We start from the raw sequence: 12,715 nt of genomic DNA, 5'->3' as shown, positions 1-12,715 counted from the left end.
TCAGGACGTGGGGGCGGGGCTGGACAGGCGGCTCAGCAGGCGTTGCCCCTGGCGGGAGCTGATGTTCAGGCGGCGGCCCAGTTCGGCGCCCGTGATACCCGGTTCGGCGTCGATGATGGTGAGGGCTCGGGCCTCGTTGTCGGTGGCCACGCTGCGAGGGGCGGGCGGCTTCGTCCGCTTCGGCGAGGCCTTGGGTTCGGGAGCCGGCGGCTCCGGTTCGGGCTGCGGCGGGGTCGTCAGGGTGGTGACGCGGGTCAGGGCCTCGTCCAGCATGACGCCGTCCTTGAGCATCCAGACCACGTCGGCGGGGGCTTTCGTCTTCCACTTCCGGCCGTAATGGTCGTCCAGGAGGGCCAGGGCGTGGCGGCGGCGCTGCTCCGCCTGGAGGGCGTGGGGGTAGGACGTGATCTGCCACAGGACCATGCGGCGCCACAGCCGGAAGGTGGAGAAGGGCGCCAGGAGCCAGCGGGCTATCGGGACGCCTTCGCGGACGGTCCCGGCGGCGATCCCGGCGCGGCGGCGGATGGCGTGCCGGACGGCCTCGATGAACGTGATGAACAGCACGGGCATGGCGGCGTGCATGACCATGCCCGTGACGTCGCCGTGGGCGGCGGAGATGTTGAGCCAGACGGTGGCGGCGGTGAACGCGAACGCCATCCAGCGCAGGGCCGGCATGGGCATGGCCAGCCATTCGAGGAGCAGCGCCACCGAGACCAGGGCGAGGATGCCGAGGTCGACCCCGGCCGGGACGATCCACGCCTCGCCGCCGAACCAGGGCTCGGCCACGTCCCGGACGGACGCGAACGAGCCGTAGCCGCCCAGCGCCGCGAGACCCGCGAAGAACAGGCCGCCGACCCCGGCCAGGACGCGCTGGGCCCGGGTCAGCGGCATGATCGTGCGCGCCCCGCCGGTCGAATCGTCCATCGGCGTCCCTCCCGTCTCGGGGTCCTAGATCACCCCGAGACGGTAGCGCGCCGGTGCCGGCCGTCCGGACGAAAGTGCCATAACCGCCCAGAAGCCGCAGGTCGTCAGCGCAGCGGGTCGAACGGGTCGAGTTCGCTCGGGCGGCGGCCCGTGGCGATCTGCTCGGCGAGCAGGCGTCCGGTGGCGGGGCCGAGGGTGATGCCCCACATGCCGTGGCCGCCGGCGGCGAAGACGCGCGGCGAGCGGGTCGCGCCGATCAGCGGGAGGCCGTCGCGGGTGCAGGGGCGGGAGCCGACCCACTCGTCCTGCCGGGAGTCGAGGTCGGCGCCGCGCAGCAGCGGGCGGGCGGCCTCGACGATCGCCTTGATCCGCCGCTGGTCGAGCGGCGCCTCCGGGCTGCGGAACTCCATCATCCCGGCGACGCGGAGCCGGTCGCCGAGCGGGGTGCAGGCGACCCGCTGGGCGGGGAAGTACACCGGCGCGTCCGGGACGCGGTCCATCGGCACGCTGAAGCTGTAGCCGCGGCCCGCCTGGACGAGGGACCGGACGCCGAACTGCCGGGCGAGGTCGCCGAGCCACACCCCGCTCGCGAGGACGACCGTGTCGAACTTCTCGAAGTCGCTCCCGGTGGTGCGGACGGAGACGCTGCCGCGCTGGTGGCCGATCTCGGTGACGGCGGCGCCCGTGCGGATCTTGCCGCCCCGGTCGCGGACGGAGTCGGCGAGCGCGTGCACGAACGCGCCCGGGTTGATGAACCGCTGGCCGCGCAGCACGATCGCCGCGCCGACCTCGTCGGAGAGGGCGGGCTCCAGGGCGCGGGCGTCGGCCCCGCCGAGAGCCTCGTACTCCAGTTCCTGGCCGGCGGCGCGGATGTGCTCGATCTCCTCCAGCAGGACGCGCCGCTCCGCGGCCGTCCGGTACGCGGCGAGGAAGGAGCCGGCCTCGTTCGTCTCCGCCTTGACGCCGCCGTCCAGCAGCGCGTCGAAGCTCGGCAGCGCGCGGCCGTTGATCGGCACGAGCGCCTCCATGGCGCGGCGCCAGCGCGCGGCGGTGCTGTTGCGGGCGAACCCGGTGAGGAAGCGCAGCAGGCGCGGGTTCGCGCTCGGCGGCACGTAGACCGGCGAGGACGGGCTGAGCACCGCCTTCACGCCGTAGGAGAGGACGGCCGGCTCGGGCAGCGGGGTCGCCAGGCCGGGCGTCAGCCAGCCGGCGTTGCCCCAGGACGCGCCGGCGGCGACGTCCCGGCGGTCGAACACGGTGACGTCGGCACCGTGTTCCTGCAGGAACCAGGCGGTGGACAGTCCGACCATGCCGGCGCCGACGACGGCGACTCGGCGCGGCGGTGCGTCGAGAGCCATGGCGACTCCTCTCCTCGCTGAAGCGTGTCACTTCGATGGTCGGTCGCGTTCGGGCGATCGTCTCTGTCGTGTTCGGCCAATCCGGCGGACCCTCATCGTGCGGACGGCACAATGGACGGATGGTGAAGCTCGATGTCGCCGACCTCGTCGACTCGCTGGGGCTGCTCCGGCTGGTGACGCCGGGCCGCGGCGGGCAGGTGCACGACGTGGTGCTGGCGGAGCCGGGCGAGCCGGCGGGGCAGCCCGGCGAGATCGTCCTCGGCGTCGGCGTGACCGGCCCGGCGGACGCCGTCGCGCTGCTGGAGCGGGCCGACACCGCCGGGGCCGACGGCGTCGTCCTCAAGGCGCCGATCCCCCCGGAGGTCGCCGCCGCCGCGCAGCCCCTGAAGCCCGCCCTCATCGAACTCCAGCCGGACACGTCCTGGACGCACGTCATCTGGCTGGTGCGCGGCGCCATCGACCGCGCCTACGCGCCGCAGGGCGTGCACGACGACCTGTTCGCCCTCGCCGACACCGCCGCCGAGATCGCCGACGCGCCCGTCACCCTGGAGGACGCCCGCTCCCGCGTCCTCGCCTACTCCGGACGCCAGGACACCACCGACCCCGCCCGCGTCTCCACGATCGTCGGCCGCCGCGTCCCGCCGCAGGTCATCGCCCATCTGCGGGCCTGCGGGGTGTTCCGGAAGCTGACGCGCTCGTCCGAGCCCATCCTCGTCCCGGCCGGGCCGGACGAGATGCTGCCGCGCCTCGTGATCCCGGTGCGCGCGGGCGGCGAGTGGCTCGGCTCGATCTGGGTGGTGGCGCGGAGGCCGATCCCGCAGGACCGCGTCCGGCGGCTCACCGACCTCGCGTCCGTCATCGCCCTGCACCTGCTGCGGCTGCGCGCCGAGGCGGGCGTCGCGCGGCGGGTCTCGGCCGACCAGCTCCGCGCGGCCCTCCGGGACGGCGTGCGCCCCGGCGCGGCCGAGCCGCCGTGGCGCGTCGCGATCCTCGGCGGCGGCGAGGACCTCCCCCGGCGGCTCGACCTGTGGGAGGCGATCACGCACCGCTTCGGCTGGCACCGCCCCCTGCTCGCCGACCTCGACGGCGCCCTGTTCGCCCTGCTGGCGGACCGTCCGGGCGGCGAGGCCGGGTCGCTGCCGTGGCTGCGGACCGTCCTCACCGAGGTCCGCGCGCACGACCGCACCCTGTACGCGGCGGCGGGCGGGGCGGCCCTCTCCCCCACCGACCTGCCCCGCTCCCGCGTGGAGGCCGCCGAGCTGGACGCCCTCATCACGTCCGGCCGCCTGTCCCCCGGCCTGATCCTTTTGGAGGACGCCTGGGACGCGGTCGTCGTTGAGCGCGCCCGCAAGTCCACCCGGCTCGAAGCCGGTTTCCTGGGCGGCCCGCTCCCGGTGCTCAAGGCGTACGACGAAGCCCACGGAACGGCGTTCCTGTCGACCCTCGCCGCCTGGCTGGACCATTACGGCGACCCGAAGGGCACGGCGGAGGCCCTGTCCGTCCACCCGAACACCCTCCGCTACCGCCTACGCCGCATGACCGAGGTGACCCCGGTAGACCTCACGTCCCCCCAGCGCCGCCTGGCCCTCCGCCTCCAACTCACCGCCCTGAACGACCACCCATAGCCCATAGCCCGCGGGCCTCACCGGGGTTGGAGGTGGACGAGCGCGGCACGGCCCCGATCGTCCACTCGGATCACGGCGGTCAGGCGCCCGGCGGCGACGTCCTGTTCGAGAGCGCGGGCGCGGTCTTCGGAGACGAAGAAGCTGCCGAGCCCACAGTCGAGGCCGCCGCCGGGCGATTCGCAGGCCAGATAGGGCTGCCTGGCAGGACGCTCCTTGACCGCCTCGGCCCCCTTCCACAGGGCGCCGTCCCGGACGAGAGGGACGTAGTACCGCCCCGGGCCCGGGACCCCGGTGGGCAGGCCGGGGTAGCTCAGCTCCACGTAGGCGCCCCGGAACGGGTCGATCGGGTCGACCGGCGCGACCGCCAGCCGGTACTCGCGGCCGGTCAGGCGGGGCGACAGCTGCGGCAGGACGGCCCAGGCGAGCAGCGCGGCCTGGACGAGCACGGCGGCCGCCACCGCGACCGGACGCTTGCGGAGCCTCATGCGGTGACCTTCGTGATCAGGCGGCGGCTCCGGTAGACGAGTACCCCGGTGCCGAGGAAGACGACGCCGAGCACCAGGAAGAGCGCCGCGCCGGAGAACAGCGGGGCGAAGAGGGCGAAGCTCTGCGTGGTCACGAAGACGACGAGCGCCCCGGCGGCCATCGGCACCAGTCCCGGCAGCTCCCGGGACGTCCCGAGGACCGCGAACCAGGCGGCCGCCAGCACGTAGCAGACGATTCCCGCGACGGCGCGGACGAGTGCCTCGCCGCTGGGTTCCGTCGCCGAACCGGTCGGTTGCCAGAGCGCCAGCAGCACTCCCGCGGCGAGGATCCCCAGCATCGCGGCGACCTGCCCGCTTTGGGAACCGAGCCGGACGGCGACAGCGGCGGCGACGACGGTGACCGCGACCCCCGCCCACAGCGCGTTCGTCATCCGGAAGTCACGGTCGGGGAAGGCCGCGATGTAGAGCCCCAGCAGTGCCAGCAGCACGCCGACGGGCCGCCAGACCTCCGCGAAGGCCGGCGTCCACCGCTCGTGCAGCAGCGCCAAGGCCGTCGTGAAGCCGGCGGCCACGAGCATCGCGCACGCCACCACGCCGTGGCTCGCCGCGTTCTCGGCGGCCCACCAGGCGTACCAGCCGACTCCGAGCCCCGCCGCGACGAGCAGCGGGGCCCTCCCTCGCGTCGCATAGGCGTAGGCGAGCGCCCCGCCCGCCCACACGCCCAGGAGGGTGGAGTCGCCCGCCGGAACCTGGAGGCTCTGCGCCGCCTGGAAGACCACCCCGCCGCCCGCGGCCACCGCGATCACCCGGACGGCGGCCGGCAGTGCACCGGAGACCCGGGAGGCGAGCAGTTCCGCGCCGACGACAGCGGCCAGCCAGATCACAACAATCCCGGCGAACCTCGCCAGCGGCGAGAGCTGCTCGTAGTTAGCCCCAACAGTCCAGATCAGCCCGACTCCGACGAACGCCGACCCGAGGAACAGAACCAGCCTCTCCAGGGCGAGCCGGCGGCTATAGGCGTACCGACCCGCGATCCGCGCCGCCGTCTCGCCGTCGATCAGCCCGTCCGCCTGCCAGGCCGCCATCTCGCCCCGCAACCAGTCCAGCCTTCTGGGCGGAATCTGCGCTGTCTCCATAACCGCCGAGCCTGAACGACCCCGGCGCCTTTGCCCTGAGCACTCCTACTCAACCGGGCTGAGTAGTCCCGTCATGGTCGCCGGTGCCGCTCTGGACGTACTGCCCGGCGTACTCCCCGGTCGCCGGAACGACGGTGATGACGTCGATCATGACGCCGTCCGGCGCCGCGACGATGAAGTGGCGCTGCCCGAACTCCTCCGTGCGCAGGGCGAGGAGTTCGGGCAGGCCGGCCCGTCCGACCAGCCTGCGGTGCTCGGCGTCGGCGTCGTCGACCTCGAAGTTGAGCAGGAGGCCGCCCTGGAGGGGTGTGCGGCGCCCCTCGGGGAGGGTCGGGTGGGTGTGGTCGAGCAGGGCGAGTTCGTACTGCGGGGCGTCCGGGCGGTGCAGGCTCACGTACCAGTCGGCCTCGAAGGTCGTCTCGAACCCGAAGTGCCGGGCGTAGAAGCGGCGCGACGCGGCGACGTCGCGGGTGGCGATCACAGGGTAGAAGCTCGCGAGCCCGGCCTTCATCGGCATGTCTCCATCTGTTCGTACGTCCGTTTCACGTACCTCGGGTATGTCAAAATGGACGGTAACATACCGGGGGTATGCGAAAGGGAGGTGGGCGAGAGTGGGTGGCACGAGGGCCGAGCAGCGGGCGGCGACACGGCGGGCGCTGCTGGCCGAGGGGCGCCGGAGGTTCGCCGCCGACGGCTACCACGACGTGGTCCTCGCCGAGGTGGCGCAGGCGGCCGGGGTCACCAAAGGGGCGGCCTATCACCATTTCGCGAGCAAGGCGGGGCTCTTCCGGGCCGTGGTCTCCGAGGTCCAGCACGAACTCGGTGAGCGGGTCGCGGACGCCGCCCGCCGGTACGACGATCCGTGGGAGCAACTGCGGGCCGGCTGCCGGGCCTTCCTCGCCGCCGGGCGCGATCCGGTGGTGCGCCGGATCGTGCTGTTGGACGCGCCGGCCGTCCTCGGGTGGGACGAATGGCGCGCCATGGATGAGGACTCTTCCGCCCGGCACCTGGCCGAGGCGCTCGAGGTCCTCGTGAAGGCAGGGGTCATCGCCGACCAGCCGGTGGAGCCGCTGACCCGCTTGCTGTCGGGAGCGATGAACGAGGCCGCCCTCTGGCTGGCCCGTTCAACGACCCCGCAGGCGCCGGCGCAAACGGAGCGGGCGTTGGACCGCCTCCTGAACGGGCTGCGCTCCCAGAACGACTGACGGCGCCGACCACGTCCCAGCTCAGGCTGCCGGCACTCTGCGACCCGAGTCCGCGCTCCTGCAGAAGGCGCTCAGTGGCGGTCGCGGGGGTGTTGGGTGCGTCTGCGGCGTATTCGCCAGATGATGACGGCGAGGACGGCCACGCAGGCGATCACGATCGCGGCGGCGCGGCCGGCGTCGTGTTCGATGCGGGAGTAGGCGTTGCCCGCGAAGTAGCCGAGCAGGGCGAAGCCGACGCCCCAGAGCAGGCCGCCGGCGGCGTTGAACAGCAGGAACACGTGGCGGGGCATGCGAGACATCCCGGCCAGCGCGGGCATGATCGCGCGGAAGAACGCGATGAACCGGCCGAGGAACACGGCGACGCCGCCGCGGCGCCGGATCAGGTCGCGGGCCTTGTCCACGCGGTCGCGGTGCGGACGCAGCGGACGGGAGTCGAGGATCGCCGGGCCGGCCCGGCGTCCGATCAGGTACCCCACGAAGTCCCCGACGATCGCCGCGAGGACTACCACCGCGCACAGCCAGGCGATCGAGACCCGGTCCTGGCCCGCGAGGACGCCGCCGAGGACGACGGCGGCCTCACCGGGCAGGACGAAGCCGAAGAACAGGGCGTCCTCGCAGAACACCAGTCCGCCGACGACCCCGTACACGACCGGCCCGGACAGACCGCTCAACCACGACGTGACCGAGTCGAACACCTCTCCGCGCCCCCAACCCAACCCGGAGCCCCACGGCGCCGCGAACGCCCGCGGCCCACCGAACCCGCCCGCTGGTGTCCCTACCCCGCGCAGGCACGCCAATCCGGCGCTATGCCCTGTTCAGGTAGGCGAGGACGGCGCGGACGCGCCGGTTCGTGTCGTCGTCGTCGACGATGCCGAGCTTGCCGAACATGGAGGTGGTGTATTTGCTGATGGCGCTCTCGCTGAGGAAGAGGCGGCGGCCGATGGCCTGGTTGGAGAGCCCCTCGGCCATGAGGGCCAGCACCGCGTGCTCGCGTTCGGTGAGCCGTCCGAGACCCCGGGCCGGGGACGTGCCCGACAGCAGCCGGGCGATGACGGCCGGGTCCATCGCGGTCCCGCCGCCCGCGACGCGTTCGAGGGCGTCGATGAACTGGTCGCCGTCGAACACGCTCTCCTTCAGCAGGTAGCCGACGCCGCCGGAGCCGTCGGCGAGCAGTTCCCTGGCGTACAACTGCTCCACGTGCTGCGACAGGATCAGCACCGGCAGCCCCGGCGCCTCGGCCCGCGCGGCGAGGGCCGCGCGCAGGCCCTCGTCCGACTGCTCCGGCGGCATGCGGACGTCGATCACCGACACGTCCGGACGCCACGCGAGCAGCGCCTCCAGCGTCTCGGGCCCGGTGGTCGCCGTCGCCACCACCTCGTGCCCGTACGCCTCGATCAGCCGGATCATCCCGTCGCGCAGCAGGTAGAGGTCTTCGGCTACGAGGATTCGCACGGCACCTCCATCCGCACACGGGTCGGGCCGCCGGACGGGCTGGCGATCTCCAGGGTGCCGTCGAAGACGGCCATGCGGCGGCGCAGGCCGTCCAGCCCGCCGCCGGACACGGCCTCGGCCCCGCCCGTGCCGTCGTCCTCGACCTGGACGGCGATTCCCGCGTCGTCCCGCGTGAGGGAGATCCGGACGGCGGTGGCGTGGGCGTGCTTGACCGCGTTGGTCAGCAGCTCGGCGACGCCGAAGTAGACGGCGGACTCGATCGGCGGCTCCAGGCGCGGCTCGGCGCCTTCACCGGCGCTGACGGTCACGTCCAGCGGGGTGTCCAGGGCCAGGGCGCGGACGGCGTCGACGAGGCCCCGCTCGTTCAGCACCGGCGGGTTGATCCCCCTGACCAGCTCGCGGAGTTCGGCCAGCGACGCCGCGGCGCCGCCGCGCGCCTCCCGCATCAGCGCCTTGGCCCGCGCCGGGTCGGTCTCCATCAGCTTCTCGGCGGTCGCCAGCGACAGCCCGAGCGCGACCAGCCGGGCCTGGGCGCCGTCGTGCAGGCCCCGTTCGATGCGGCGGAGCTCGGCGGCCTGGGAGACCGTGACGTCCGCGCGCTGGCCCGCCAGTTCCTCGACGCGGTCGGCCAGCGCCATCGCCCGCGACGGGCCCAGGCACCGGACGGCCGCCGGCACGAGCGGCCGCCAGGCGTAGGGCGCCGCGGCGACGGCGACGACCAGACCGGCGGCCCCGGCGATGTGCGCGGACCCGAGCCCGGCGACCGCCGCCCCCACCCCGGCCGACGGGACGCACGCCGCGAGACCTGCCGTTATGGGAGCGATGGCCGTGAACCGCAGGTCGCGCACGTTGGCGGGGTCGAGCCACCGGACGCGCCACTTCTGGTCCATGAGGGCGTCGCGGCGGGTGCGCTCGTAGGAGAAGCCGTTCCACCAGTACCCGGTGGACATCCGCACCACCGGCCCGGCCTCGCGGTAGCCGACCGGGATCACGGTGCCCGTCCACCGCGCCACGAGGAAGCGGACCATCCGGCAGACCGGCCGGGACAACCCGAGCGTGCCGACGCACACCAGCAGGAGCGGCCCCACCCACGACCACGGATTCCCCGGCCCCCACCAGAGCGCCCACGCCACCGCCAAACCCCACACGGCGGGGACGAGCATCGTGACGACGGCCACGAGGCATGCCCGCACGAACCCCACTCCCGTGCGCGCCGCCCAGGCACCCAGTTGCCGCATGAACCCACCCTCTCGTCGGACACCTCCAGCGTGCACCCAGAAGAGCGCTCCGCCACGTCCGATCCCCAAGGAGTGGGTCTAGCCCCACCCACCCGTGCGCCTAGCCAGATACCGCCCGCACCAGGCGCTTCGTAGCGTCACCGAACATGGAAACGAACATACGCATCCCGTCCTTCGCCACGGTGAAGAGGGCTATCAAGGTCTACGCCGCACTCAGCGCCGCCGCTCTCGTCGTGGTCATCGTGGCGTCGAGCACCGGCCACACGGTGAACACGTTCATGTGGGTGCGGGCGGTTGTGCTGCCCGTGGTCGCCGTACCCATCTATTGGACGGCCGTCCTCGCGTCCCGGGGTTCCCAGCGTGCCTTCGAGCGCCTCAGGGCAGTCGCCATCGTCCTGCCGGTAGCGATCATCGGCGTCGACCTGATCCCCGGCATCTGCCCACCCTGGTACACCGCGATGCAGGTCGTTTGCGTACTCCCCGTCCTCCGCACAGCCCTCACCCTCCGCCGCCGCACATCCCCCGACAACCGCTGACCCCGTCCCCTCAAACGTGTCCCCACTGCCACCTTGCCCGCACCGTAACCACTCGGCTTCGATAAGTAGTGATGACGAGGCGGACGGCCGAAGGAGACGTTCCAGTGGGCAAACACGATGAGAAGAAGGATGGGGACGGCAAGTGGGACAAGCCGGTCCCGCCGCCCGACCCCAAGAACCCGCCCGGCGGCGGGAAGCACGAGAAAGGGAAGTAGGTGGCCGATCCCGCGGAGTTGTCGGCGCGGCTCGTCTCGGAGCTCACCGGGACGGGCGATCTGGTGCCGGAGTGGCGCGGGCCGTTCGGGAAGGTCGCGCGGCACAGGTTCATCCCGGACACGGTGTGGGTCCAGGACGGCGGTCTGCTGCTGCCGGTGGACCGGTCCGCCAATGAGGCCGCGTGGCTGGAGTTGTGCTATCGCAACGAGTTCGTGGTCACACAGGTGGACGACGGTGTCCCGTCCACGCCCGGCCGGATCGGCCACGAGATCACCAGTTCGGCCAGCCGCCCGGACGTGGTGGCGCAGATGCTGGCGGCACTGGAGGTCGAGCCGGGCATGTCGGTGCTGGAGATCGGCACCGGAACGGGGTGGAACGCCGCGCTGCTGTCCGAACGACTCGGAGCCGGCCGCGTGACCTCGGTCGAAGTGGACCCGGCGGTCGCCGGCCATGCCCGGCGGACGCTGGGGGAAGCCGGTTACGAGGTCACCGTGGTGACCGGAGACGGCGCGCGCGGGCACCCTTCGGGCGCGCCGTTCGACCGGGTCATCGCGACGGTCGCCGCCGAGCGGGTGCCGTATGCGTGGGCGGAGCAGACACGGCCGGGAGGACGGGTACTGGTGCCGTGGACCACCGACTTCCACAACGGCGCTCTGGTGTCGTTCGAGGTGTCGCCGGAGGGCGGCATGCGCGGACGGATCGTGGGGAACGCGGCGTTCATGCGGCTGCGGGCCCAGCGCGGCCAGCGCGCCCTACTGGAACGCGACGTGCACGACAGCACAGCAGCACGCCGGTCGTTCACGCACCTGCACCCCTACGAATTGCTCGGCGCATACGACGCCTCACTTGCGATCGGCCTCATGGTGCCGCACTGCAAACCGATCGTCACCCATCACGACGACGGGTCATACACCGTGTGGCTGGTCGATCCGTGGTCAAGCTCATGGGCGCGCCTGGACTACGAGTCCGGCGCGGAGAGGTTCCCGGTCCGCCAGTCAGGTATCCGCGATTTGTGGCGCGAGGTGGAGGCCGCCTTCCAGTGGTGGGACGCCCTAGACCGTCCCACCGCTGACCGCTGGGGCCTAACCGTCACTCCGCTCGGCCAGCACGTCTGGCTCGACGCGGAAGAACACCGGATCGAGCCGCCATGACGTCCTCTACTCCAGACCCCTCGCTACTGCGAGCGGAGCTTGCCGGACGGCTCGCGATCGGCGACCGGGCTTGGCGCGAGGCCGTGGAGGCCGTCCCTCGGCACCGGTTCGTGCCGGGTTTCTACGCCGACTCCGGCGAGCCTGGAGCCGTCCGGCCACGAGGGTCGGCGGGGCGCCGTCCTCGTCCTCCACGCTGCCCTCCCTGGTCGTGCGCATGTGGGCGGACGCAGAGCTTCAGGACGGCCAGAATGTCTTGGAAGTCGGCACTGGCACCGGTTACTCGACCGCGCTCGCGTGCGAGAGGCTCGGCGAAAGCGGGAACGTCACATCTGTCGAGGTCGACGGCCGCCGCCTGAGCCACGCCGCGACCGCGCTCTACGCGTCCGGATACACACCAGACCTCGCGGTGGCCGACGGGTTGTACGGGTACTGGCCAAGTGCCCCCTACGACCGGATCGTCGCCGCTTGCTCAGTGCGCACCATCCCGCGCGCGTGGCTCGCGCAGACGCGGCCCGGCGGGAAGATCCTCACCACTCTGTCCGGCTGGTTGTACGGGTATGCGCGGGTGCTGCTGACCGTCCGGGACGACGGGACCGCCGAGGGGCCACTGCTGCCCGGCACCATCTCCTTCATGGCCGCACGGGTGCAGGCACGTCCACAGCCGGGCAACCCGGCACATTGGGCGTCGCTGACGCGCGATGCCGAGACGCGTCCCGTCCGCTACAGCCCGGAGCGGCTCGACGAATCAACGGAGGACGGCTTTGCGGGACGATTCCTCGCCCAACTCGCCGCACCCAACGCCCAACTCGCGACGCTGAACGGCACCACCCAACTCATCGACGTCACCACCGGCTCCACCGCCGCCTTCACCCCGGACGGCGTCCGGCAGGCAGGCCCGCTGCGCCTATGGGACGCGGTCGAGGCAGCCTGGTCCGCCTGGGACCAGGCCGACCGCCCCGCCCTGGACACCTTCCGCCTGAGCATCAACAACGGAACCCACCGGATCCACCACCCAACGGCTACCGGCCTGTCATTCCTCCTGCCGACTTGACCGCCCCGGGCCCGCGCCGGTAAGCGATCGCGCCCGCCAGCCAGCCACACAGCGTCCTGTTGCCCCAGGACGTCCAGTACCACGCCGCCGACGACCACACCAGCCGGCGCACAAGCTCAGGCGGACGCGATAGCCCGCAACACGCGCACCATCGGCAGTACTCGCGCCTCGTCCGAGAACGCGCGCCGGCCACCAAGGCTCCCCGGACGCGTTGATCTGCGGCGTGTTGTTGTTATGAGCACGCTTGGCGTCAAGTGGTTGTTGCAACGAGGTGGCGGTTGAGGGCTTGGGCTGGGTTTTCCCAGTCCAGGGTCTGGCGGGGTCGTCCGTTGAGTTCA

At 72.6% G+C, this 12,715-nt stretch carries 13 protein-coding genes; 5 read left to right on the top strand and 8 right to left on the bottom strand.

Annotation, left to right across the window (positions count from 1 at the left end; genetic code table 11):
• Both ABZ806_RS29670 and ABZ806_RS29665 read right to left on the bottom strand, forming a co-directional pair.
• A complete protein-coding gene (locus ABZ806_RS29670; RefSeq protein WP_500220714.1) occupies positions 1 to 924 on the bottom strand; it encodes a DUF2637 domain-containing protein in 924 nt (307 codons plus the stop codon).
• 104 nt (positions 925 to 1,028) lie between these two features.
• Positions 1,029 to 2,282: an NAD(P)/FAD-dependent oxidoreductase gene (locus tag ABZ806_RS29665; protein WP_500220713.1), complete on the bottom strand. Its 1,254-nt coding sequence runs from the start codon at positions 2,280 to 2,282 to the stop codon at positions 1,029 to 1,031.
• A 119-nt stretch (positions 2,283 to 2,401) separates the two neighbouring features.
• Here ABZ806_RS29665 and ABZ806_RS29660 point away from each other — a divergent pair, with 119 nt between their 5' ends.
• Complete coding sequence (locus ABZ806_RS29660) at positions 2,402 to 3,907, top strand: helix-turn-helix domain-containing protein (protein ID WP_500220712.1); 1,506 nt, start codon at positions 2,402 to 2,404, stop codon at positions 3,905 to 3,907.
• A 17-nt stretch (positions 3,908 to 3,924) separates the two neighbouring features.
• On the opposite strand, the gene ABZ806_RS29655 is transcribed toward ABZ806_RS29660, so the two are convergent.
• Genes ABZ806_RS29655 through ABZ806_RS29645 form a run of 3 tightly spaced genes read right to left on the bottom strand, consistent with a single transcriptional unit; the run spans position 3,925 to position 6,039 of the window.
• Positions 3,925 to 4,392: a GDYXXLXY domain-containing protein gene (locus tag ABZ806_RS29655; RefSeq protein WP_500220711.1), complete on the bottom strand. Its 468-nt coding sequence runs from the start codon at positions 4,390 to 4,392 to the stop codon at positions 3,925 to 3,927.
• Positions 4,389 to 5,528: a DUF2157 domain-containing protein gene (locus ABZ806_RS29650; protein WP_500220710.1), complete on the bottom strand. Its 1,140-nt coding sequence runs from the start codon at positions 5,526 to 5,528 to the stop codon at positions 4,389 to 4,391. The genes ABZ806_RS29655 and ABZ806_RS29650 overlap by 4 nt, the downstream gene beginning before the upstream one ends.
• Before the next feature lie 49 nt (positions 5,529 to 5,577).
• Positions 5,578 to 6,039, bottom strand: coding sequence for a VOC family protein (locus tag ABZ806_RS29645; protein ID WP_500220754.1), 462 nt, complete (start codon positions 6,037 to 6,039; stop codon positions 5,578 to 5,580).
• Between the two features lie 100 nt (positions 6,040 to 6,139).
• Here ABZ806_RS29645 and ABZ806_RS29640 point away from each other — a divergent pair, with 100 nt between their 5' ends.
• Positions 6,140 to 6,733, top strand: coding sequence for a TetR/AcrR family transcriptional regulator (locus ABZ806_RS29640; protein ID WP_500220709.1), 594 nt, complete (start codon positions 6,140 to 6,142; stop codon positions 6,731 to 6,733).
• 71 nt (positions 6,734 to 6,804) lie between these two features.
• Here the strand turns inward: ABZ806_RS29640 and ABZ806_RS29635 are convergent, their stop codons facing one another.
• The 3 genes from ABZ806_RS29635 to ABZ806_RS29625 all read right to left on the bottom strand — a co-directional run bounded on the left by ABZ806_RS29635 (position 6,805) and on the right by ABZ806_RS29625 (position 9,423).
• A complete protein-coding gene (locus ABZ806_RS29635; protein WP_500220708.1) occupies positions 6,805 to 7,428 on the bottom strand; it encodes a DedA family protein in 624 nt (207 codons plus the stop codon).
• Between the two features lie 109 nt (positions 7,429 to 7,537).
• On the bottom strand, positions 7,538 to 8,185 hold the full coding sequence (locus ABZ806_RS29630; protein WP_500220707.1) for a response regulator transcription factor: 648 nt from the start codon (positions 8,183 to 8,185) through the stop codon (positions 7,538 to 7,540).
• Positions 8,170 to 9,423 (bottom strand): sensor histidine kinase, encoded by a 1,254-nt coding sequence (locus ABZ806_RS29625; protein WP_500220706.1) that lies wholly within the window; start codon positions 9,421 to 9,423, stop codon positions 8,170 to 8,172. Before ABZ806_RS29625 ends, ABZ806_RS29630 begins: the two co-directional genes overlap by 16 nt.
• A 146-nt stretch (positions 9,424 to 9,569) precedes the next feature.
• On the opposite strand from ABZ806_RS29625, the gene ABZ806_RS29620 reads away from it, so the two are divergent.
• The 3 genes from ABZ806_RS29620 to ABZ806_RS29610 all read left to right on the top strand — a co-directional run bounded on the left by ABZ806_RS29620 (position 9,570) and on the right by ABZ806_RS29610 (position 12,377).
• A complete protein-coding gene (locus ABZ806_RS29620) occupies positions 9,570 to 9,959 on the top strand; it encodes a hypothetical protein (protein WP_500220705.1) in 390 nt (129 codons plus the stop codon).
• Between the two features lie 215 nt (positions 9,960 to 10,174).
• Entirely contained in the window at positions 10,175 to 11,326 is a 1,152-nt protein-coding gene (locus ABZ806_RS29615) for a methyltransferase domain-containing protein (protein WP_500220704.1), read from the top strand.
• A 70-nt stretch (positions 11,327 to 11,396) separates the two neighbouring features.
• Positions 11,397 to 12,377, top strand: coding sequence for a methyltransferase domain-containing protein (locus tag ABZ806_RS29610; protein WP_500220703.1), 981 nt, complete (start codon positions 11,397 to 11,399; stop codon positions 12,375 to 12,377).
• Positions 12,378 to 12,715 lie beyond the last annotated feature (338 nt).

Origin of the sequence: Spirillospora sp. NPDC047418, assembly GCF_040643275.1 — a bacterium.
Classification (GTDB): Bacteria; Actinomycetota; Actinomycetes; order Streptosporangiales; family Streptosporangiaceae; genus Spirillospora.
Note: the sequence above shows the minus strand (reverse complement) of the source record. Positions and strands in the feature narration are given on the sequence as shown.

Bases quoted from the DNA above. Each gene is read 5' to 3' on its own strand.
- ABZ806_RS29670 (WP_500220714.1), bottom strand. From the start codon at position 924: ATGGACGATTCGACCGGCGGGGCGCGCACGATCATGCCGCTGACCCGG.
- ABZ806_RS29665 (WP_500220713.1), bottom strand. From the start codon at position 2,282: ATGGCTCTCGACGCACCGCCGCGCCGAGTCGCCGTCGTCGGCGCCGGC.
- ABZ806_RS29645 (WP_500220754.1), bottom strand. From the start codon at position 6,039: ATGAAGGCCGGGCTCGCGAGCTTCTACCCTGTGATCGCCACCCGCGAC.
- ABZ806_RS29655 (WP_500220711.1), bottom strand. From the start codon at position 4,392: ATGAGGCTCCGCAAGCGTCCGGTCGCGGTGGCGGCCGCCGTGCTCGTC.
- ABZ806_RS29620 (WP_500220705.1), top strand. From the start codon at position 9,570: ATGGAAACGAACATACGCATCCCGTCCTTCGCCACGGTGAAGAGGGCT.
- ABZ806_RS29660 (WP_500220712.1), top strand. From the start codon at position 2,402: ATGGTGAAGCTCGATGTCGCCGACCTCGTCGACTCGCTGGGGCTGCTC.
- ABZ806_RS29625 (WP_500220706.1), bottom strand. From the start codon at position 9,423: ATGCGGCAACTGGGTGCCTGGGCGGCGCGCACGGGAGTGGGGTTCGTG.
- ABZ806_RS29650 (WP_500220710.1), bottom strand. From the start codon at position 5,528: ATGGAGACAGCGCAGATTCCGCCCAGAAGGCTGGACTGGTTGCGGGGC.